Annotated in this window: 16 protein-coding genes; 10 read left to right on the forward strand and 6 right to left on the reverse strand. The window is 58.9% G+C overall.

All coding sequences use genetic code 11. The features are described from left to right. Nucleotides 1–148 precede the first annotated feature (148 nt). The gene (gene srmB, locus ABD806_RS14100) at nucleotides 149–1,477 is read right to left on the reverse strand and encodes an ATP-dependent RNA helicase SrmB (RefSeq protein WP_344959107.1); all 1,329 of its coding nucleotides are present in this window, start codon (nucleotides 1,475–1,477) and stop codon (nucleotides 149–151) included. A gap of 75 nt (nucleotides 1,478–1,552) precedes the next feature. On the opposite strand from srmB, the gene ABD806_RS14105 reads away from it, so the two are divergent. From ABD806_RS14105 to ABD806_RS14115, 3 genes are all read left to right on the forward strand, one after another. Further along, complete coding sequence (locus ABD806_RS14105; protein ID WP_344959385.1) at nucleotides 1,553–2,263, forward strand: tRNA1(Val) (adenine(37)-N6)-methyltransferase; 711 nt, start codon at nucleotides 1,553–1,555, stop codon at nucleotides 2,261–2,263. 166 nt (nucleotides 2,264–2,429) lie between these two features. Beyond that, the gene (brnQ, locus tag ABD806_RS14110; RefSeq protein ID WP_344959109.1) at nucleotides 2,430–3,734 is read left to right on the forward strand and encodes a branched-chain amino acid transport system II carrier protein; all 1,305 of its coding nucleotides are present in this window, start codon (nucleotides 2,430–2,432) and stop codon (nucleotides 3,732–3,734) included. 339 nt (nucleotides 3,735–4,073) lie between these two features. Beyond that, entirely contained in the window at nucleotides 4,074–5,429 is a 1,356-nt protein-coding gene (locus ABD806_RS14115) for a diguanylate cyclase domain-containing protein (RefSeq protein WP_344959111.1), read from the forward strand. A gap of 43 nt (nucleotides 5,430–5,472) precedes the next feature. On the opposite strand, the gene fldB is transcribed toward ABD806_RS14115, so the two are convergent. Further along, entirely contained in the window at nucleotides 5,473–5,988 is a 516-nt protein-coding gene (gene fldB, locus ABD806_RS14120; RefSeq protein ID WP_344959113.1) for a flavodoxin FldB, read from the reverse strand. A gap of 75 nt (nucleotides 5,989–6,063) precedes the next feature. Between fldB and xerD the strand changes: the two genes are divergently transcribed. The 4 genes from xerD to lysS all read left to right on the forward strand — a co-directional run bounded on the left by xerD (nucleotide 6,064) and on the right by lysS (nucleotide 12,013). Further along, entirely contained in the window at nucleotides 6,064–6,951 is an 888-nt protein-coding gene (xerD, locus tag ABD806_RS14125; protein ID WP_344959115.1) for a site-specific tyrosine recombinase XerD, read from the forward strand. 387 nt (nucleotides 6,952–7,338) lie between these two features. Continuing rightward, a complete protein-coding gene (gene recJ, locus ABD806_RS14130) occupies nucleotides 7,339–9,057 on the forward strand; it encodes a single-stranded-DNA-specific exonuclease RecJ (protein WP_425583144.1) in 1,719 nt (572 codons plus the stop codon). Nucleotides 9,058–9,184: 127 nt separating this feature from the next. After that, a protein-coding gene (gene prfB, locus ABD806_RS14135) for a peptide chain release factor 2 (RefSeq protein ID WP_344959117.1) occupies nucleotides 9,185–10,283 on the forward strand; the annotation gives its coding sequence in 2 pieces (ribosomal slippage) (nucleotides 9,185–9,259 and nucleotides 9,261–10,283; 1,098 coding nt in all). 245 nt (nucleotides 10,284–10,528) lie between these two features. Continuing rightward, nucleotides 10,529–12,013: a lysine--tRNA ligase gene (gene lysS / locus ABD806_RS14140; RefSeq protein ID WP_344959119.1), complete on the forward strand. Its 1,485-nt coding sequence runs from the start codon at nucleotides 10,529–10,531 to the stop codon at nucleotides 12,011–12,013. A 69-nt stretch (nucleotides 12,014–12,082) separates the two neighbouring features. Here lysS and ABD806_RS14145 read toward each other — a convergent pair whose 3' ends face one another. After that, a complete protein-coding gene (locus tag ABD806_RS14145; RefSeq protein ID WP_344959121.1) occupies nucleotides 12,083–13,780 on the reverse strand; it encodes a BCCT family transporter in 1,698 nt (565 codons plus the stop codon). Between the two features lie 293 nt (nucleotides 13,781–14,073). On the opposite strand from ABD806_RS14145, the gene ABD806_RS14150 reads away from it, so the two are divergent. Continuing rightward, complete coding sequence (locus ABD806_RS14150) at nucleotides 14,074–15,348, forward strand: dicarboxylate/amino acid:cation symporter (RefSeq protein ID WP_344959123.1); 1,275 nt, start codon at nucleotides 14,074–14,076, stop codon at nucleotides 15,346–15,348. Between the two features lie 214 nt (nucleotides 15,349–15,562). On the opposite strand, the gene plsY is transcribed toward ABD806_RS14150, so the two are convergent. Next, entirely contained in the window at nucleotides 15,563–16,168 is a 606-nt protein-coding gene (gene plsY / locus ABD806_RS14155) for a glycerol-3-phosphate 1-O-acyltransferase PlsY (protein WP_344959125.1), read from the reverse strand. Between the two features lie 110 nt (nucleotides 16,169–16,278). Here plsY and folB point away from each other — a divergent pair, with 110 nt between their 5' ends. Both folB and ABD806_RS14165 read left to right on the forward strand, forming a co-directional pair. After that, on the forward strand, nucleotides 16,279–16,647 hold the full coding sequence (gene folB, locus ABD806_RS14160) for a dihydroneopterin aldolase (RefSeq protein WP_344959390.1): 369 nt from the start codon (nucleotides 16,279–16,281) through the stop codon (nucleotides 16,645–16,647). Nucleotides 16,648–16,717: 70 nt separating this feature from the next. After that, nucleotides 16,718–17,521 carry an undecaprenyl-diphosphate phosphatase gene (locus tag ABD806_RS14165; protein WP_344959127.1) on the forward strand — a complete coding sequence of 268 codons (804 nt, stop codon included), beginning with the start codon at nucleotides 16,718–16,720 and terminating at the stop codon, nucleotides 17,519–17,521. Here ABD806_RS14165 and ABD806_RS14170 read toward each other — a convergent pair. Continuing rightward, nucleotides 17,493–18,752, reverse strand: a complete 1,260-nt coding sequence (locus ABD806_RS14170) for a multifunctional CCA addition/repair protein (protein ID WP_344959129.1) — start codon at nucleotides 18,750–18,752, stop codon at nucleotides 17,493–17,495. The two genes, ABD806_RS14165 and ABD806_RS14170, sit on opposite strands and share 29 nt — an antisense overlap. Nucleotides 18,753–18,848: 96 nt before the next feature. After that, complete coding sequence (putA, locus tag ABD806_RS14175; protein ID WP_344959131.1) at nucleotides 18,849–22,019, reverse strand: bifunctional proline dehydrogenase/L-glutamate gamma-semialdehyde dehydrogenase PutA; 3,171 nt, start codon at nucleotides 22,017–22,019, stop codon at nucleotides 18,849–18,851. Nucleotides 22,020–22,516: the final 497 nt, after the last annotated feature.

Consider the following 22,516-nt stretch of genomic DNA (forward strand, 5'->3'; position numbering starts at 1 on the left):
AAAATGAAGAAGAGTTGAACCTTTCGGTCCGGCAGCGCTCTTATAGTCAGTGTCTACTGAATTTTATTGTTCCTCTTCTTCATTTTTGACCGGCCGATTGGCCGGTTTTCTTTTTTAACCCATCTCTTTTAAGCCACTTCGGCCCGGATTATTCTTCCCCGGCGTCTTTGGGGGCCTTGGTTGCAGCGGACGGTTTTCCGGTTGCCCATTTCGGCTTACCCTTGGCCTTGCGATCCTTGAGCCGTACCTTCTTCTTCTCCGGGGACTTATCGGTCATTTTTTTGCCGCCCTGCTCTTTTTTCTTGCGAGGGGCTACGCTGGCTTCCTTGTGCTTGGGCCTGAGCTCGTCGATCACCCGGCGTTTGAGTCTTTGTTCGGTGTAGCGCTCCACCTTGACCACTATCGGCATGTCGTGGGCCTCGACCAGGCTGATGGCGGTGCCCTTGCGCCCGGCGCGGCCGGTGCGACCGATGCGGTGTATGTAGACATCGGCGGTGCGTGGCATATCGAAATTGATCACATGGCTGACCTCGGGCAAGTCTATGCCCCGGGCCGCCACATCGGTGGCTACCAGGATATTGACCTTGCCGTTGCTGAACCGGCGCAGGGCCTCGAAGCGTTTTTCCTGCTCCATCTCGCCCCTCAACCAGGCGCAGTCCAGGCCTTCCTGTTGCAACCGGCTGGACAGCTCGGTCAGGCGGTCGCGGGTTTTCACAAAGACGATGCTGCGGGTGACCTCCTCGTGGGTCAGCAGGTGCTTGAGCAGGGCGAATTTATGTTCGGGATTATCTGCCAGGTGCAGCCACTGGGTGATCTTCTTGCGTTCACTGCGCGGCGGCTCGGCGGTGATCTTAACCGCCTCCTTGAGCAGCTCGTTGGCGAAGGACATCAGCCCCTTGCCTTCGAGGGTGGCGGAAAACAGCATGGTCTGGCGGCGCCAGCGGGCCTCGGCGGCAATACGGTCGACATCATTGATAAAGCCCATGTCCAGCATGCGGTCCGCTTCATCCAGGATCAGGAGCTCGATATCCCGGCTGTCGAAGGATTCTTCTTCTATGTATTGCAGCAGGCGACCCGGGGTGGCCACCACGATATCCGTGGTCTTGGTCAGGGCCGGCAGATGGGCGTCGGCCTTGACGCCGCCGGTGATCACCTCGACCCGCAGTTGGGTATCCTGCAGCATGGCCTTGGCGTCATCACCGATCTGTTTGGCCAGCTCCCGGGTTGGGGTTAGCACCAGCACCCGGGCCGGGCCGGCCTGGCGACGGGGGAAGTCCAGCAGGTGTTGGCAGGCGGGCAACAGGAAGGCGGCGGTCTTGCCGGTGCCGGTCGGCGCCGAGGCCATGATATCCCGCCCGCTCATGGCTTCGGGAATGACCTGGCTCTGAATGGTGGTGGGCTTGGCATAGCCCATGCGCGTCAGGGCGCGTACCAGTATGGGGTCTAATTCCAGTTGCTCGAAGGTCAAACTGCTCATGGTGGATCTCGTCGGCCTAAAAGGCGGGTATTATAGGCGAACTCGAACAAAAAAACCTGACAGGAATCACCGAGCATCATGGCCAGCAGGGGTTTTACTTTTAAACAATTTCATATCAATCATGATCAATGCGCCATGAAGGTGGGGACCGACGGGATTTTGCTTGGTGCCTGGGCGCCGTTGGGGCAGGCCAGGAGAATCCTGGATGTGGGCACCGGCTCCGGCCTGGTCGCCTTGATGCTGGCCCAGCGCGGCGGTGCCGGGGTCCATATTACCGGTATCGAACTGGACGCCCGGGCGGCGGCGCAGGCCAGGGACAACGTGGCGGCGTCTCCCTGGCCGGACAGGGTCGAGATAGTGACCGGTGATCTGCAGTCCTACCAGGCGCCACGCTTCGAGCTTATCGTCTCCAACCCGCCTTATTTCAGCCATGGCCAGGCCTTCGACTGCGCCGCCCGGGCCGGGGCGCGGCACACCGGTAGCCTGGATTTTCCCGCCCTGTTCCGGCACTGCAATCGTTTGCTGACCGAAGATGGTCGATTATCTCTTATTCTTCCCTATCAGGCCTTGGATGATGCTTGTGACCAGGCTGAGGTAAATGGCCTGCATCTGATCGAAAAACAAAATGTGATAACCAGGGATGGAAAGCCACCTGGAAGGTTTTTATTGCAGTTATCTAGAGTTAAAGGCTACTTAATTGAGGGTTGTTTGGTTATTAATTCTGCATATGGCGGTTATGGCGAAACATATACCAATATGGTCTCACCCTTCTATTTGAAGATGTAAATTTCGTCTTGAAGATAATTTTCATATCATTATGCTACCACCAGCTTCGACGTGTGCCGGTTTTTAGTATTTTACAAGTAAAAACCGGCAGCACGTCGTTTTGTTTTTAGTGTTTGGTTTCCAAATGAAACAGGCCGCACGCGAATAGCCGAAACCGAGGTGCTCCTTGAACAAGTCGTTATCTACCTTCGATGTATTGGGCTTAGGCTTTATGACCTTTGCCTTTTTTTTGGGCGCCGGAAATATTATTTTTCCGCCCCTGGCCGGATTCCTGGCCGGTGAAAACCTGTACAGCGCCATGCTGGGCTTCTTGCTGACCGCCGTCGGCCTGCCCCTGGTCACCTTGATCGCCGCGGCCCTGGCCGGTGGCGGCCTGCCGACCATGGGCCGCTACCTGCCCGCCGCCGTGGTGACCCTGATGGCCACCGCCATCTTTATCATCATAGGCCCGGCCTTTGCCGCGCCTCGCACCTCCCTGGTGGCCTTTGAGATGGGCCTGAAGCCATTCCTGCACGAGCCGGGCCAGCTTGCCCTGACCCTGTATACCATCGGCTTTTTTGTGCTGGTGATGATGTTGTCGTTCAATCAGGGACGGCTGCTGGATGCGGTGGGCAAGGTACTGACGCCGATCCTGATCCTGTTGCTGCTGGCCTTGGCGGTGGCGGTCTTTGTCGCGCCTCAGGGGACCCAGGCGCCGGTGGCCGATGCCTATCTGCAGCAGCCGTTTGTAAAGGGCTTTATCGAAGGCTACAACACCATGGACACCTTTGCCGCGCTGATGTTCGGCATGCTGATCCTGGATGTATTGCGCCAGAAAGGGGTGACCGACAGCAAGACCCAGTCCCGCTACCTGATGATAGCGGCGCTGATCGCCGCCGCCGGCCTGGGTTTTGTCTATGTATCCCTGTTTATGCTGGGTGGCACCAGCCTGGGGGTGGTGGATTCGGTAAACAATGGTGGTGAGATCATTACCGCCTATGTGCTGTCGCTGTTTGGTGAACCCGGCTTGTGGGTGCTGGCCGCCATCGTTACCCTGGCCTGCCTGACCACAGCGGTGGGGCTGGTGTCTTCCTGCGCTGATTACTTCCATCGCCTGACCGGCAAGGGCGGCTACCGGCGCTGGGTGCTGATCAACAGCGGCGCCTGTATACTGGTGGCCAATGTCGGCCTGAGCACCTTGATCAGCGTATCCGTACCGATCCTGGTGGCCTGCTATCCGGTGGCCGTGGCCCTGGTGCTGGCGACCTACCTCAAGCCGCTGATGAAGTCGCCGGTGTTTGCCTTCCGCCTGATCATCGCGGTGGCCTTTGCCTTCGGCCTGATCGACGGCATGCAGGCCGCCGGCCTGAACATGGGCCTGTTTGCCTTCCTGCCGATGTTCGATATCGGTATGGCCTGGGTACTGCCCACCCTGGCCGCCGCCATGTTGGGCTTGGTGGCCGGTAAGGTCGAACAGGAAGCCATGGCTTAATATTCGGTTTCATTCCTAGTTAATCCCAAGAGGGTGGCGCAGGCCGCCCTTTTCAATATCTGCGCTCTATCACTTTTTGGTATGGACCCAGGGGTGAGCTCGCCCGATACGCTGCATAAAAAACCCTCGCCGTTACTCATGTCGATCAGTTAATCTGGCCGCTTGGCTTCCTGGCTGAATGGACGGCCCGGGATGGCGGGAGCGCTACAGCATTAAGATCGGTTACTTAAACTCTGGAAATGGGAGGTAGGCTAAAATTGACCCTATCGGGGTAGCGGTAAGCGGGCCGCAACGTCAGCCCCGGGTGCTGTCTTATTGCGAAATCATCAGGGATGTAACATGAAAGCAAACACCTGCGCCTCATTGAGCAAGTATATGGAGCTCTTGCTTGATGCCATTTGTGTGGTGAATAAAGAGGGGCACTTCGTCTATGTGAGCGCTGCTTGCGAGCGGATTTTTGGCTATACCCCGGAAGAAATGATCGGTAGACCCATGATCGAGCTGGTCTTTCCCGAAGATCGGGAGCGCACCCTGCAGACCGTCGACGAGATCATCTCCGGGGAGCCCCAGCCCCATTTTGAAAACCGCTATGTGCGTAAAGATGGCCAGGTAGTCAATATCATGTGGTCGGCTCGCTGGTCGGAAACCGATCAGTTGCGGATTGCGGTAGCCAGGGACATCACCCGGTGCAAGCATGCGGAACGGGTGCAAGCGGCGCTGTACGCCATCTCCGAAGCCGTTCACGAGGCGGATGACCTGGGCACCTTGTTTCAACGGATTCATAGGATCATAGGGGCGCTGCTGCCGACCACCCATTTTTACATTGCGCTTTATGATGAAGCGAGTGGCGAGGTGAGCTTTCCCTATCATGTCGATGCCTATGACCCCTTGCCCGTCCCCCAGCACATCGACTCGGACACGCCTTGCAACCGGGTCATTCGTGGTGGCCAAACACTGCTGCTGAATCCGGAGGACGTGCTGGGGTCCGAATCTTCACGATACGGTGCCGCGTACGGCCGCCGTTTGAAAAGCTGGCTGGGTGTGCCCCTTCAATCCCGCAATGGCACTATCGGCGCGCTGATTGTGCAGAGTTATGCGGATAATGCCCGCTATACGGAAAAGGATCGGGAGCTGTTGCAGTTTGTGTCCAGGCAAGTCGCCGATGCGATCGAACGTAAACAGATGATGGCTCGGCTGCAGCATATTGCCCTCTATGATCAGCTCACCCACCTGCCCAATCGGACGCTGTTCCACGACCGTATGCAACTGGCGTTGGCCAAGGCGCGACGCCACCAGGGGCAACTGGCCCTGCTCTATCTGGATCTGGACAAATTCAAGGAGGTCAACGACACCCTGGGCCATGGTACCGGTGATGTCCTGCTTGATAAGGTTGCCCGGCGCCTGGAGCTGTGCGTGCGTGAATGCGATACGCTGGCACGCCTGGGTGGCGACGAGTTTGTGGTGTTGCTGGAGTCCATTGTGCTGTCGGAGCAAGCTGTGTTGGTGGCGGAAAAGATCCGCCATGCCCTCAATCAGCCTTTTGACCTGGCGGGACGCGAGGTTCATATCCAGCTGAGTATCGGTATTGCGCTTTTCCCGCTTCATGGGGACGATGAACAACAGCTGCTGCGTCATGCGGATGAGGCCATGTATGCGGAAAAAAAGTCAGGAGCCCCGGGGCGGGAGGCGGACTGAATATCTTGATGCTCCGGGGCCGGAAGCCGATAAGGAACGGGTGTTAGAGGCCGGCCATTTCTTCCAGTATCTGCGCAACCCAGTCCTGGATGCGTGCGTCCGTATCGTCGTACTGGTTGGCCTCGTCCAGCGACAGGCCGACGAAATACTCGCCATCCGGGGTCAGTGCCCTGGATGCCTCGAACTCATAGCCCCGGTTGGGCCAGTAGCCGACCAGGGTGGCGCCGCGGGCGACGACCTTGTCGTGCAGCATGCCGAGGGCATCCTGGAACCATTCTCCGTAGCCGAGCTGATCGCCCATGCCGAACAGGGCCACTATGCGACCATCCAGATCCAGCGCGTCTACCTCATCCCAGTGGGATTCCCAGTCTTCCTGCAGCTCGCCGAAATCCCAGGTGGAAATCCCCAGGATCAGGATGGGGTAATCCTCGGCACGCTTGAGCGGCGTATCCTTGATATTATGCAGGTCGACCAGTTCGGCACCGAGCTGTTCACGTATTTTTTCGGCGGCCATTTCGGTATAACAGGTGGTTGAGCCGTAAAATAATCCGATATTCATAGCCGTTGACTGATAAAAAAAAGAATGGCCAATGATAACAGAAGCCCGCCATTTGGGCAGGGGCTGGGAGCACAGATGTCTTATCCACTGGTAGAACAATTTGTCGATGCGCTCTGGCTGGAGAAAGGCCTGGCGGACAATACCCTGGTCTCTTACCGCTCCGACCTGGGACATTTCGCGGCCTGGCTGGACCAGCAGGGCAGCAGCCTGCTGGCGGTGGATGGCCTGGGGTTGCAGCAGTATCTGGCCCACCGGCTGGAGCAGGGCTTCAAGGCCAGCAGCACGGCGCGCATGCTGAGCGTGTTGCGGCGCTTCTTTCAGTATCTGCACCGGGAACAGTTGAGGACAGATGATCCCAGTGTGCTGATCGCCGGTCCCAAGTTGCCCAAGCGATTGCCGACCGATCTGAGCGAGGCCCAGGTGCTGAACCTGCTGCAGGCGCCGGATATAGCGGAGCCACTGGAGCTGCGTGACAAGGCTATGCTCGAGCTGCTCTATGCCACCGGCCTGCGGGTCTCGGAGCTGGTGGGCCTGGGCATGGATAACCTCAGCCTGCGCCAGGGGCTGGTGCGGGTCACCGGCAAGGGCAACAAGGAGCGGCTGGTGCCGATGGGTGAAGAGGCGTTGCACTGGCTGACCCGCTACCTGAAGGAGGCTCGGGCCCTGCTGCTGGGCGAGCAGTCGTCGGATGTGGTGTTTCCCTCCCGCCGGGCCCGGCAGATGACCCGGCAGACCTTCTGGCACCGGATCAAGCTGTACGCGCTACGCGCCGGCATCGGTGTCGAACTGTCGCCCCATACCCTGCGCCACGCCTTCGCCACCCATCTGCTCAATCACGGCGCCGATCTGCGGGTGGTGCAACTGTTGCTGGGCCACTCGGATCTTTCCACCACCCAGATCTACACCCATGTGGCCACCCATCGGCTCAATGCCCTGCATGAAGAGCATCATCCGAGGGGGTGATCCATTTTAGTCATCGTCGGGATGATAACCTGGCTGCGGGAGACGCCGCGAATCCATCCATGGGGACTTCGCGGTGTCATCCCTGACGCAGAGACCCCCGCAATCAGATTATCTCCCCTCTTCCCTCCGCTACTTCGCCTGTTTCAGAAGAGACTAAAGTCAGCGAGGTGATGAAAGGGTTGGCTCTGCCGGCCATTCGCGCCAGGGATGACGCGGCTGAGCGTACAAGGATGTATTTACAGCGAGTCGGTTGAGCTAACCCTTTTGTCGCGATTCCTCATATTGAAAAATGGTGTCAGCAATCCGCCGACCTGGGATGATTGCAAAAGCGGCAGGCGGCGGTTAGTGTTGTGCGCCTGTATTCGTTAGCCCAGGCAAGATTCCCCTATGCTGCCCATTCGTCGTCGCCAGCCCTCGGCCCATCAACTCCCCGCCGATCTTTCCCCCATACTGCAACGGCTGTACGCCAGCCGGGGCCTGGTGCGCCCCGAGCAGCTCAACCTGCAGGCCGGTGCCCTGCTTAAACCCGGCTTCAAGGGCATGGCGGAAGCGGTTCAGTTATTGCAACAGGCGTTGAACGAGCAGGCCGCCATCCTGATCGTCGGCGATTTCGACTGCGACGGTGCCACCAGCTCGGCGCTGATGGTGCATGGCCTGCGCGCCATGGGAGCACAGAAGGTCAATTATCTGGTGCCCAACCGCTTCGACTATGGCTATGGCCTGAGTCCGCAGGTGGTGAAAGAGGCGGTGGAGCTGGGTGCCGAGCTGTTGATCACCGTCGACAACGGCATCTCCAGCATCGCCGGGGTGGCGGCGGCCAAGGCTGCGGGCATCAAGGTGATCGTCACCGACCATCACCTGCCCGGCAACGACACTCCCGAGGCCGATGCCATCGTCAATCCCAACCAGCATGGTTGCGACTTTCCCTCCAAGAACCTGGCCGGGGTCGGCGTGGCCTTCTATTTGCTGCTGGCGCTGCGCTCGGCGCTGAATGAGAATGGCTGGTTTGTAGATCAGGGCATCACCGCGCCCAATATGGCCGACTACCTGGACTTGGTGGCCCTGGGCACGGTGGCCGATGTGGTGGCTTTCGACGGCAACAACCGGGTGCTGGTACACCAGGGTCTGCAACGCATGCGCGCCGGACGCCTGCGCCCGGGCATACAGGCGTTGCTCGATATTTCCGGACGCAATCAGCAGCGGCTGGTGGCCACCGATCTGGCCTTTGCCCTGGGACCCCGGCTCAATGCGGTCGGGCGACTGGATGACATGTCGATGGGCGTGGCCTGCCTGCTCAGCGAAAATCTGGATGAGGCCCGCAGGCTGGCGGCCATGATGGACGAGTTGAACCGGGAGCGTAAGGCGATCGAGGCCAGCATGCAGCAGGAGGCGCTCACCACCCTGGCCAAGATCCGCATCGGCGACGGCCAGTTGCCGGCCGGATTGGTGCTGCATCAGGACGACTGGCATCAGGGGGTGGTTGGGCTGGTGGCCTCGCGTATCAAGGAGCGTTACCACAGGCCGGTGATCGCCTTTGCCGAGGCCGGCGACAACGAGCTGAAAGGTTCGGGCAGGTCCATTCCAGGGGTGCATCTGCGGGATTTGCTGGAAGCCATCAACAGCCGTCATCCGGGGCTGATCGGCAAGTTCGGCGGCCATGCCATGGCGGCGGGGCTGTCGCTGACCAAGGACGCCCTGGCGAAGTTCAAGGCCGCCTTCGAGGCGACGGTGGATGACTGGGTCAGCCCGGAATTGCTGGCCGGCGAGATCCTCACCGACGGCGAGCTGGCGGCCGATGAGCTGACCCTGGAGCTGGCCGAGCGGCTGCGTTTTGCCGGGCCCTGGGGCCAGGCCTTTCCCGAGCCCTTGTTCGATGGTCAATTCCGGCTTATCCAGCAGCGGCTGGTGGGAGAGAAGCACCTCAAGCTGGTGCTCAGCCCGGACCAGGGGAAGACCCTGGTGGATGCCATCGCCTTTAACGTGGACCTGAGCGTCTGGCCCAATGCCACCATCCAGCATGTCCTGCTGGCCTACCGGCTGGATGTCAACGAATGGCGCGGCAAGCGTCAGCTACAGCTTCTGGTGGAGCAACTGGCGCCGGCCTGAGTTTATCGCCGTAAAAATCGCCGCCCCGTGCTGCGTTTGGGCGTCATCTTGGGTAGAATATGGGGCCTGCCATTGGCCCAGGTGTATCTGCCGGCCAAATATTCATTTTTACGCAAGAGAAAGACCCATGTTTGAAGTAAACCCTGTGCTGAACAAACTTAAGGAGCTGTCTGAGCGGGCAGGACTCCTTAGGGGGTACCTTTGACTATGATGCCAAGAAAGAGCGTCTGGAAGAGGTAAATGCCGAGCTGGAACAGCCGGATGTGTGGAACCAGCCCGAGCGTGCCCAGGCACTGGGTAAGGAAAGGGCCAGCCTGGATGCGGTGATCGGCACCCTGGATGAACTGGAGCAGGGCATCGAAGATATCGGTGGTCTGGTCGAGCTGGCGGTGGAAGAAGAAGACGAAGCCACCTTCGAAGAATCCAAGGCCGATCTGGCGACCCTGGAGAAAAAGCTGGCCGATCTGGAGTTCCGCCGCATGTTCTCCGGCGAACACGATGCCGCCGATTGCTATCTGGATCTACAATCCGGCTCCGGTGGCACCGAAGCCCAGGACTGGTGCAACATGGTGCTGCGCATGTATCTGCGCTGGGGCGAAGCCAGTGGCTTCAAGACCGAAATCATCGAACTGTCAGAAGGCGAGGTCGCCGGCATCAAATCCGCCACCGTTAAATTTACCGGCGAATATGCTTTCGGCTGGCTGCGTACCGAATCCGGTGTACACCGTCTGGTGCGCAAGTCGCCGTTCGATTCAGGCGGCCGTCGTCATACTTCCTTCTGTTCTGCCTTCGTCTATCCGGAAATCGACGACGATATCGAAATCGAAATCAATCCGGCGGATCTGCGGGTCGATACCTACCGCGCCTCCGGGGCCGGCGGCCAGCATGTTAACCGGACCGACTCGGCGGTGCGTATTACCCACGAGCCGACCGGCATAGTGGTGCAGTGCCAGAACGACAGATCCCAGCACAAGAACCGGGATCAGGCGATGAAGCAGCTGAAAGCCAAGCTTTATGAATTCGAGCTGCAGAAGCAGAATGCCGAGAAGCAGGCGCTGGAAGACAGCAAGTCCGATATCGGCTGGGGCAGCCAGATCCGCTCCTATGTGCTGGACGATGCCCGCATCAAGGATTTGCGTACCGGGGTGGAAACCCGCAATACCCAGTCGGTACTGGATGGCGACCTGGATAAGTTTATCGAGGCCAGCCTCAAGTCTGGACTCTAATTTTCCATGCCGATCCGTCGGGAGCAGGCTCAGCCACGCCAATACGCAGCATGAGATGTCACCTTCGCATGTTGCCTACTGCGAACTTTCACTGGAAGTTCGCTCAGGCAACAAGCTTGGTACTAGCGAGCCAGCTCGCCCATGTATGCTCGGCGATGGCATCCCTGCCATCGACGGTTGGCTTAGGCAGAACCTGCTCCCGCCTGGAACAGGGGCTCCAATAAAGATTCAACCAAGGCTTAATCATGACAGAGCAGCTACAAGACGAAAATAAACTGATCGCCGAGCGCCGCGCCAAACTCGAGCAGATCCGCAGGGATTGCCCGGCCAACGGTCACCCCAACGACTTCCAGCGGCAGCACCTGGCCGCCGATTTGCAGGCCGAGTTCGGCGGGCAGGATAAGGACGCCCTGGAAAGCCTGGGCAAGCTGGTATCGGTTGCCGGCCGGGTGATGGCCAAGCGTGGCCCCTTCTTGGCATTGCAGGATATGTCCGGCCGCATCCAGGCCTATGCCACCAAGGAAGCCCAGCAGATCCTCAAGGATCAGTACGGCGGCCTGGATATCGGCGATATCGTCGGCGTCAAGGGTGTGCTGTGCAAGTCCGGCAAGGGTGACCTGTATGTCAACATGGATGAGTTCCAGCTGCTCACCAAGGCGTTGCGCCCGTTGCCGGAGAAATTCCACGGCCTGTCGGATCAGGAGACCCGCTACCGCCAGCGTTACCTGGATCTGATCACCAACGAAGAGTCGCGCAATACCTTCAAGGTGCGCTCCCAGGTGATGGCGGCCATCCGTCAGTTCATGAGCAATCATGGCTTTATGGAAGTCGAAACGCCGATGATGCAGGTGATCCCCGGCGGCGCTTCGGCCCGTCCCTTTATCACCCATCACAATGCCCTCGACATGGACATGTACCTGCGTATTGCCCCCGAGCTGTACCTCAAGCGGCTGGTGGTGGGTGGCTTCGAGAAGGTATTCGAGATCAACCGCAACTTCCGCAACGAAGGCCTGTCCCCCCGCCATAACCCGGAATTCACCATGATGGAGTTCTACTGGGCCTATGCGGACTACCGGGATCTGATGGACTTCACCGAGGAAATGCTGCGTACCGTGGCCACCCAGGTGCTGGGGTCCAGCCTGGTGCCCTACGGCGAGGAAACCTTCGACTTCGGCCAGCCGTTCGTGCGCCTGAGCATGAAGGACGCCATCCTCAAGTACAACCCGGAAGTCACCCTGGAGCAGCTGGCTACTTATGACAGTGCCTGTGAAGTAGCCAAGGATTTGAAGATCAAGGTCGAAAAATCCTGGGGGCTGGGCCGGGTGATCACCGAAATCTTCGAAGAGACCGCCGAGCACCGCCTGATCCAGCCGACCTTTATCACCGAGTATCCGGCGGAGGTATCGCCCCTGGCCCGTCGTAACGATAAGGATCCGAGCATTACCGATCGCTTCGAGTTCTTTATTGGCGGCCGGGAAATCGCCAACGGCTTCTCCGAGCTGAACGACGCGGAAGATCAGGCGCAGCGTTTCCAGGAGCAGGTCGAGCAGAAGGATGCGGGCGACGACGAAGCCATGTTCTATGACGAGGACTATGTCACCGCCCTGGAGCACGGCCTGCCGCCGACCGCCGGCCAGGGGATCGGCATCGACCGCCTGGTGATGCTGCTGACCAATTCCCACACTATCCGCGACGTTATCCTGTTCCCCACCCTGCGACCCCAGCGGTAAATTCAGGTTTTTCAGTGTTTAAAAAGCCGGTCATCGACCGGCTTTTTCTTTCCCTCTATTGGATACCCATTACAGTCGTGACGGGTGGCTGTCCGGGTCACCTTCTTGATGAGGCTTGTCGTCATGCGAGACGCCATGGTAAGGCGTTTCCGGCGTCTCCCAGCTGCCGTCCTCGGTCCAGGGATCGTCTTCCGGGAAGGCCTCTATATGGATCTCCTTGATCTCGTAGTCGGGCTGGTAACGCAGGTCGTAATGGGCCGCCCGGACGATCGAGATACAGAGCAGCAGGGCGACCAGCAGCAACGGAACGCCGCCGATCACGCTGGCCGTCTGCAGGGTCTGGAGTCCGCCGAGGAACATCAGCACGATCGGCATTACCGACAGCGCGAAGGCCCAGAACAGCCGGTTCCAGCGTACCGGCTCTTCGTCGACTTCCTTCTGGACCACGGCGGCGAGGATATAGGAGATAGAGTCAAAGGTGGTGGCGGTGAAGATCAGCGCCAGCAGGGTGAAGACAAAGATCACCAGGTTGCTCAACGGCAGTGTCTTGAGCATGGCGAAAATGGCCGCCGTCGGGCTTTCGTTGTTGAGGATGGAAATCACATCCAGGGTACCGGAAAGTTGCAGATAGATACCGTAATTACCGAGCACCATAAAAAAGGCGAAGCAGCCCAGGGTCCCGAAGAAGATGGAGCCGGCAACCATGGACTTGATGGTACGCCCACGGGAAATACGGGCGATAAAGAGCCCGACACTGGGGGCGAATACCAGCCACCAGGCCCAGTAGAAAATGGTCCAGTCCTGAGGGAAATGGGTGTCCTTGAAGTCCTCGAACTGGGCGAAGGGCTCGGTCCAGCTGGCCATGTGTACCAGATTGTCCAGCACGCGGCCGAGCGCGTCCAGACCCGTGTTGGCCATAAACAGGGTGGGACCGACGAGGAAGACGAACAGCAGCAAGGACAGCGCCAGCCAGAAATTGATATCCGATAGCAGCCGAATCCCTTTTTTCAGACCCACGAAGGCGCTGTAGCCGAAGATGGCCGTGCATACCAGCAGCACCAGGATCTGCGTGGTCAGGTTTTTAGGCACGCCGAACAGCTCGTGAACCCCCTCGTTGATCAGCGGTGCGGCCAGCCCCAGGGTGGTGGCACCGCCACCCAGCATGCCGAAGATAAACAGCACGTCGACCAGCTTGCCAAGCCCGCCGCGGGCATGTTTTTCGCCAAATACCGGCATCAGCGCTTCACTTATCTTCAGCACGCTGTGGTTGCGGACATAATAGAAGTAGGCGATAGGCAGCGCCGGGATCAGGTAGATGGACCAAGCCAGGGGGCCCCAGTGGAAAATGCCGTAGGCCACGGCCCAGCGGGCGGCTTCGACCGTCCCACCTTCCACTTGAAAAGGGGGCGCCTGGAAGTAATAGGCCCACTCGATCATCGACCAGTAGAGAATAGAGGCGCCGATACCGGCACAAAACAGCATGGCCGCCCAGGAAAGGGTCGAAAATTCGGGATCTTCCTCAACTTCGCCCAGTTTTATCTGACCGATATCACTGAAGATGATGTAGACCATGAAACCGCCGGCGCCCAGGCCCAGCATCAAGTAAAGAATACCCAGCCTGTCGGTGACGAAGTTCTTGGCCGCCAGTACCCAGCCCTCGCCTGTTTCGGGAAACAGGATCAGTGGGACGGTGACCGCAAGCAACAGAAACAAAGCCCCAAAAAAAGTGGGCTTATCGATGACTTGCCATCCAGTGCCTGTACTCACGGCCACTCTCCTTGCATGATTTCATCTGAATCACTTTGATTATAAGGTCAATCCTCCTGGCCCGCCGGTTGTAGCCCGAATCAACGACGCTGTTGTTCTCACACGGTATCAACACTTTTTGCAATCTTAAAATTTTGTGATGGTCATCACGCAGCCGGTCATTTATTTGATTCTCGGGTTGCTGTGCTGTTTTTAAAATGTAAAATCCCGCCACTTATTGCTCTGCTAGTTAACCTGTCTATAAAACTAACAAATTGCAGATCAATTATTCAGGTTTTTCTGAGGAATACATAATGAAAGGTTCTCTGTCCACTCGTATCTTCGCCGGCCTGTTCGCCGGCCTGATCATCGGCAGCATGATCCAGTACCTGTTTACTGGTGTCACATTCTTAAACGAAAGCGTGGTCGGCCTGGCCGATGGGGTGGGCGGCATGTTTGTGTCGCTGATCAAGCTGATGGTGGTGCCCCTGGTGTATATCTCCATCGTCAGTGGCATCTGCGAGCTGCGTGACATCGCCAGCTTCGGCCGGCTGGGTAGCAAAACCTTCGGCCTGTATATCATCAACACCATGCTGTCGATTGCCGCCGCCATTATCGTGGGGGTTGTTTTCCGGCCGGGGATGGGTGCCAGCCTGCCCCATGGCGCCGGCGGCGCGGTTGAACTGACCACCACGGAGACCCCGGATATCGGCGCCATGCTGGTCGGCATCGTGCCCAGCAACCCGGTCCAGGCTTTCGCCTCCGGTGATATGCTGCAGATCATCTTTATGGCGATCCTGACCGGTCTGGCAATCCAGGCCATGGGCAGTGCCGCGGCGCCGGCGATCCGGACCTTCCGCATCGCCAATGAGGTGATGATGAAGCTGGTCGGCCTGGTGATGACCCTGGCGCCTTACGGAGTATTTGCGCTGATGATCAGCCTGGGGGCTACCCTGGAAGCCGATACCCTGATGTCGGTGGCCGGTTATGTGGCCCTGGTGGTGGCCGTGCTGGTGTTCTGGATCATGGTGGTCTATCCGCTGGCGGTGTGGCTGACCACCGGCGTCAAGCCGGGTGAGTTCCGTCGGGCGACCCGCGAGCAGTTGCTGTTTTCCCTGTCGACCGCCAGTTCCAATGCCACCATTCCGGTGACCATGCGCACCCTGACCGAGAAACTGGGGGTATCCAGGGCGATTGCCGGCTTCGGTGTTCCGCTGGGGGCGACCATCAATATGTCCGGCTCGGCCATTTATATCACCCTGGCCGCCATGTTCGCCGCCAATATCTCCGGTACGCCGATTGCCAATGGTGATTTGATCACCGTCGGTATTACCGTGCTGCTGATGTCCGTCGGGGTCGGCGGGGTACCCGGTGGGGCCGTGGTGATGGCCGGGGTGCTGTTGCACCAGATGGGGCTGCCGGTGGAAGCCATGGCGATCATCATGGCGGTGGACCGTATCAACGACATGTTCTGCACCTCTTCCAACGTGGTGGGCGATACCGCCGTCAATACCATAGTGGCGAAGATGGAAGGCAACCCGGATGCCCTGGAGGAACCGGCTCCGCTCAAATCCACTGTGAGCAAGTAAGCATAAAAAAACCGCCGGGAGGCGGTTTTTTTATTGCAGTTCAGTTAAGGGGAGCCCTCATCTACCAAGCCGACCGTTGGCGTCATGGTCGAAAAGTGCTCCTGCCGTTCCGGCATTCCCGCCATCCATGGCGGTCAGTGACGCCGCCGAGCCCCAGGGACGGCGGCATGTGGAGGAAGACTTCCCTTTTCATCTTAAGTGAACGGCATTGGGCTCAGGGCCCCGGTTTTTTTAATTTGTGCAGCAGCCGCTTTTCCTCATGGTGGTAAAGCCGGCTGATATTCTGATGGTGGCGCAAGACGATCAGGCAGGACAGCAATGCCACCGCCAGTGTGTATTCGGGCTTGATAAAATAGACATAGAGTGGGGCCAGCAGGGCGGTGATGATTGACGCCAGCGAAGAATAGCCGAATAACCCCAGGCTGAGCAGCCAGCTCAGCAGCAGCAACCCGGCCATGTCCATCCCCAGGGGCAGCAGTGTACCCAGTGCCGTGGCCACTCCCTTGCCGCCTTTAAAGTGAAAAAACAGCGGAAACATATGGCCCAGGCATGCAGCCATGCCGATCAGGGCCAGATACAGGGGGCTGATATCCAGAAACCAGGCGAGGTAAACCGGCAGGGTGCCCTTGAATATATCCAGCAACAGTACCCAGGCGGCGGCGCTGCGGTTGCCGGTACGCAACACATTGGTCGCGCCCGGATTGCCTGAGCCATGCCGACGCGGGTCGGGCAGGAGATAGAGACGGGATATCAATACGGCGCTGGAGACAGAGCCGCCTAAATAGGCAAAGATGATCATCAAGACTGTGATGGCCGTCATCTAATCGGTTTATACCCCTGGGTCATTCGGTTATTATGACGGCCAAGTTCAGGACACTGTAACAGTGCCACGCGCCGCAGCTCGCCACAGCTTAACAGAAGATATTGATGATGGATAAAGTGTTTGTACAAGGTCTGGAAGTGCTGACCACCATAGGTGTCTATGAGTGGGAAAAGGGAATTCGCCAGAAAATCCGGTTTGATTTGGAGATGGGATTTGATAACCGTCCAGCTGCTGCCGATGATGATATCCACAAGACGCTCGACTATGCGGCCCTGTCCCAGAAGGTCTCGAGCTATAGCGAGCAAAACCATGTGGAACTGGTGGAAACCATGGCCGAGCGCATTGCCCAGCTGATCCTCAATGAATTCCCGGTATTATGGGTCAAGGTGCGGCTGACCAAGCCGTCCGCCGTGGCCAATGCGGCTGGGGTCGGTGTTGAAATCGAGCGTTTCGCTGCCCGCGTGAGCAAATTGTAACGCCGGTCATTAAAGTGTCATCCCCCGCCATTAGCATCCTGATTTCGCAGGGGCTTGGAGTATTGATATCATGGAAGTACACGCGGTGCTGCTGGCCCTGATCCAGGGCATAACCGAGTTTTTGCCGATTTCCAGCTCGGCACACCTTATCTTGCCCTCGGTCTTGCTCGGCTGGCCGGATCAGGGCTTGGCCTTCGATGTGGCCGTGCATCTGGGCAGCCTGCTGGCGGTCATCTATTACTTCCGGGGGGAAGTGATGGCCATGGCCTCGGCCTGGTGGGCTTCGCTGCGGGGAAAAGGGCTCAATGCGGAAGGCCGGCTGGCCTGGTGTATCCTGCTGGCCACCATTCCCGCCTGCGTGGTCGGCCTGTTGTTCGGGGAGCTCATCGGTCTTTATTTGCGCTCCGGCTGGGTGATTGCGGTCGCCACCATCATCTTTGGCATCCTGCTGTGGTGGGCCGATCGCATGGCCCGTTTACAGAAGGATGAATATCAGTCCGGTTGGCGTGGTGCCTTTATCCTCGGTTGTGCCCAGGCGCTGGCGCTGATCCCCGGCACCTCGCGCAGCGGCATCACCCTGACCGCCGGCCTGATGCTGGGACTGACCCGGCAGGCCGCCGCCCGTTTTTCCTTCCTGATGTCGATTCCCATCATCTTCCTGGCGGGCAGCCATCAGGCCAAGGGGCTGTCCGCCGTGGATATGACCATGGCCTGGTCTGCGGTGGGGTTGGGGGTGCTGGTTTCCTTTATCAGCGCCTTGGCCTGTATTCATCTGTTCCTTTCGCTACTGGCCCGTATCGGTGTGCTGCCCTTTGTGCTTTACCGCTTGGGCCTGGGGGCGCTACTTATCTGGGTGATGTCGACCCAGGCCTAACGGAACAAGCCAACAACTCGGCCAGTTTCTGCCTGCGGGCCGCCTCAATGGCCGCGCCGATGGCGGGGCCTTTCAGTCCCTGGGCGACGAACGGACGGGCCACAATGGTTCTTAACTGGGTCAACAGCTGCCATAAGCGTTCGCGCTGGGGAAAGGGCAATTGCCTGAACCCGGTACGGCCCTGCCAATCCGATTGCACACAGATCAACAGCTCGGCAAAGCGCGTCGGCTTGCGCCAGGCATCGGTGCCGTTGAACAGTTGCAGGATAAGCTCAACCTGGGCCGGGCCGGGTTCGGTCAGTTGATGGAACAGGATATGCCAGCGGCTCATCAGGACCGCCAGCTCCCGGTATTCGTTGGGCACTTTCAGCCGGTCGCACAGGCCATGGATGGGAACCAGTCCCAGTTCCCCATGCTGATGGTGGCTGGGCCATTTTTCCGGAGGTGTCAGGGCCTTGCCGAAATCATGGCAGAGCGCGGCAAAGCGGCAGGCCAGGCTGGCCCCCAGCTCTACACTGCGCTTGAGTACCATCAGAGTGTGCAGCCCGGTATCGATTTCCGGGTGCCATTTCTTCGGGCCCGGCACCCCAAACAGGGCATCCAGTTCGGGAAACAGCGGCTTGAGGGCTCCGCATTGACGCAGGATATCGAAATAGACTTGCGGGTCGTCGCTGGCCAGGGCTTTTTCGGTCTCCCGCCATACCCGCTCGGGAGTGAGCAGCTCGAGTTCTCCGCCGGCGGCGATCTGGCCCATCAGTGCCAGGGTTTCATCTGCAACTACAAAACCTAGGCTGGCAAAACGGGCGGCAAAGCGGGCGACCCGCAGGACCCGCAGCGGATCTTCGGCGAAGGCGACAGACACATGGCGCAATACCCGGGCTTCAAGGTCGGCTTGGCCGCCATAGGGGTCATGCAGTTTACCTTGCCGATCCCGGGCGATGGCATTGATGGTCAGATCCCGGCGGAGCAGGTCGTCCTCCAGGGTGACATCGGGGCCGAAGTCGCAGATAAAGCCGGTATAGCCCCGGCCCGACTTGCGTTCGGTGCGGGCCAGGGCATATTCCTCCCGGCTTTGGGGGTGCAGGAATACCGGAAAATCCCTGCCCACCTGGGTATAACCCAGCTCAAGCAGTTGTTCCGGGGTGGCGCCCACCACCATATAATCCCGTTCCTTGACCTCCAGGCCCAGCAAGTCATCTCTTACCGCACCACCGACCAGATAGATCTCCACGCCGCTCTCCCCGGGTTATAAAGGGAGACATTATAGCGGTTCCGCACACAAAAAGGCGGCGAAGCGCCTTTTTGTGTATCGTTGCAAAATAAACCCTTAACCTTCGCCCAGTGACAGCAGGGTGGCGTTGCCGCCGATCGCCGTGGTGTTGTTGGTGATGGCCTTTTCGGTGATAAAACGGGTCAGGTAGTGGGGACCGCCCGCTTTGGGACCGGTGCCGGACAGGCCTTGGCCACCGAACGGCTGGACGCCGACCATGGCACCGATCTGATCCCGGTTGATATAGGCGTTACCCGCATCTATGCCCTGGGCCACATACTCGGCAAAGGACTCGTTACGGCTGTGGATCCCCAAGGTCAGGCCGTAGCCGGTGCCATTGATATCATCGATCACCTTGTCGATGTCTTTGGCCTTGAAGCGTACCACGTGCAGTATGGGACCGAACTGCTCCTTTTCCAGCTCGCTGATGGCGCCGATTTCCAGCGCCGTGGGCTTAATATAGAAGCCCTTGTCGCAGCCCTTGCCGAGCCTGGCCTGGGCGATAACCTTTTTGCCGGCGGCGATCAGCTTGGCTAGGTGGGCCTCCAGGCCAGCCTTGGCGTCCTGGTCGATCACCGGACCTACATCGGTAGACCAGAGTGCGGGATCGGCCACACTCAGCTCATTCATGGCCCCCTGCAGTATTTCCAGAACCCGTTCGGCGATATCTTCCTGCAGGTAGAGCACCCGCAAAGCGGAGCAACGCTGGCCGGCGCTCTGGAAGGCGGCACGCACCACGTCCCGCACCACCTGCTCGGGCAGGGCGGTGGAGTCGACTATCATGGCGTTCTGGCCGCCGGTTTCGGCGATCAGCGGTATGATGGCGCCCTGCCGTTTAGCCAAGGTCTGGTTTATAAGCATGGCGGTTTCGGTTGAGCCGGTAAAGCAGACGCCACCGATGCGCGGATCCGCGGTCAGCGTCGCCCCGACGGTGGCGCCGTCGCCGGGCAGCAGCTGCAGCACATCGGCAGGAATGCCGGCCTTGTGGGCCAGGGTGACCGCCAGGTGGGCAATTAGGCTGGTTTGTTCGGCAGGCTTGGCCAGCACCGTATTGCCGGTGGCGATGGCGGCGGCCACCTGACCGAGGAAGATTGCCAGCGGGAAGTTCCAGGGGCTGATACAGACGAAGGGGCCGCGCCCCTGGGCGAACAACAGGTTCAGTTCGCCGGTATATCCGGGCAGTTTCTGGGGGTCGGCCATCAGTCTGCGGGCCTCGACGGCATAATAGCGACAGAAATCCACCGCTTCACGTACTTCGTCGATACCGTCCTGCAGCAGCTTGCCAGCCTCCCGGGTACAGAGAGAAATAAACTGGGTATGGTTTTCTTCCAGCAGATCCGCCAGTTTTTCCAGTGCCTGGGCACGCGCCTCCACCGGGGTATTGCGCCAGCCTTTAAAGGCGGCCTGCGCCTTGCCGACGGCCAGCTCGACCGTGGCCTGGTCGGCAAAATAAATCTGACCGACCCGTTGGCCTTGATCCTGCGGGCTGAGCACCGTATTGGCGTTCCCCGTGGTCAGGAACCGGCCGCCGACGATGGGGCCGCCCTGCCAGGTTTTGGTGGCTAATTCCTTCAATTCATCAAAGAAAGGTGCACGAATGCCCTCGATGTTCATATTCAGGCCCCGCGAGTTGATTCTGTCCGGGAAAATGGCCAGGGGCAGGGGGATCTTGTCGTTGGCCAGGCGGTCATATTCCGCCAGGCTGGTCAGCGGATGGGTGATCAGGGTATCGATCGGTGTTTTGGGATCCACCAGCTTGTGCACGAATGAGGTATTGGCGCCGTTTTCCAGCAGGCGGCGCACCAGATAGGGCAGTAGATCCTTATGGGCGCCGACGGGGGCATAGATGCGGCATACCAGCCCCGGGTTTTCGTTCAGCACCGCGTTGTACAGCTCTTCGCCCATGCCGTGCAGACGCTGAAATTCGAAGTTCCGCTCACCGGCCATGGCCATGACCGATACCACGGTATGGGCGTTATGGGTGGCGAACTGGGGATAGATGGCCCCCTTGGTGGCATCGCTCAACAGGTAGCGGGCGCAGGCCAGGTAAGATACATCGGTACCGGCCTTGCGGGTATAGACGGGGTAGCCATCGATACCCCCCTGCTGACAGTGTTTGATCTCGCTGTCCCAATAGGCGCCCTTCACCAGCCGTACCGGAATTTCATCGCCCTGGCTGCGGGACAGCGCGGTCAACCAGCACAGCACTGGCAGGGCGCGCTTGGAGTAGGCCTGGATCACCAGCCCCAGGCCGCCCCAGCCATTGTTCACGTCCGAGCGGTAAAGGGATTCGAACAGATCGAGTGACAGCTCCAGCCGATCCATTTCTTCCGCATCTATGGTGATAAACACATCTAGCTTACGGGCTTGCTCCAGCAGGCCGAGTACGGTGCCGTGCAGCTCGTTTAGTACCCGCTCCCGGTTGGCTTCTTCGTAGCGGGGATGCAGGGCCGACAGTTTGATGGAGATGGAGGGCCGGGGCACCTTGGGGTTGTTGAGCTGCTCGGCCCCGACGGTATCAATCGCGTTGGCGTAGTCGCCGCGGTATTTTTCCGCATCTTTGGCGGTCATCGCCGCTTCGCCCAGCATGTCGTAGGAATGGGTATAACCGAGTTCACGGGACTTGCGGCTGGCCTTGAGCGCCTCCTTGATATCCCGGCCCAATACAAACTGCTTGCCCATGATCTTCATGGCGGCATACATGGCCGAACGCACCATGGGCTCGCCCAGGCGATTGATCATGCGGTTCAACACATTGGCCGGGTTGCCATCCAGCTTCTTGTCCATCCGCACTATCTTGCCGGTCAGCATCAGGCCCCAGGTGGAGGCATTGACCAGGGTGGAGTCACTCTGGCGGAAATGCTTGGCCCAGTCGGCACCGGAGAGTTTGTCTTTAATCAGTTCATCGGCGGTATGGCTGTCGGGGATGCGCAGCAGGGCCTCGGCCAGGCACATCAGGATAATACCCTCCTGGGTATCCAGGCTGTATTGCTGCAAAAAGGCATCTATGCCGTCACCACCACCGCTTTCTTCACGTACCTTGGCCACCAGGCGGCGGGCCTTTGCATTGAGCTGTGCCAGATCCTGGCCGGTGGCGGGCACCTGCTCCAGGAGCGAAGCCAGATAGGCATTCTCGTCGACGATATAGTTATGGGTAATGTCCCGGCGCAGAGCCTGGAGATCCTTGGGTGCATAACCCGGAGCAAAGACGGTAGCGGCAGTAAACATAACGATACTTCCTGATGTTGCTTGGGATGATGGCAGCCCAGGCGGGCAGGCCGTTCAAGAACTGGAAATGTATACGATATTAATGACTTAAAAAGCCAATCTGGCTTTTTAAGTCATTAACGCCGATTTTTACGCAAAAACCCATTATTTCTGGTTTTTATGAGATGCATAGGCTGATTTCACATACCCTTCATATCTTGTAATTCATTATCAATATAGTCGAACTATCGGCCCGGGGCGGCGACATCATCATTGTTACTGGGTGTTCCCGTTCGGGGAGCCGGTATTCACCGCTACGTATCTCAAACGGGGCTCAATGGATAGGGGAGCCCGCTTTACTTCGGTCATAAATGGCCCGGTTCGCTGCAAGAACCACCAGACGACCCTCATCGCCTTGCCAGCGGATCCCGCCTCCCTGTAATGCCCGCTCATTCCTGTCTGTGGTGAACAAGCAAAGTGCACTATCAACGCCTTCCAAGGGCCCGTTTGCCCTGACC

Origin of the sequence: Zobellella aerophila, from assembly GCF_039539325.1 — a bacterium.
GTDB lineage: Bacteria > Pseudomonadota > Gammaproteobacteria > Enterobacterales > Aeromonadaceae > Oceanimonas > Oceanimonas aerophila.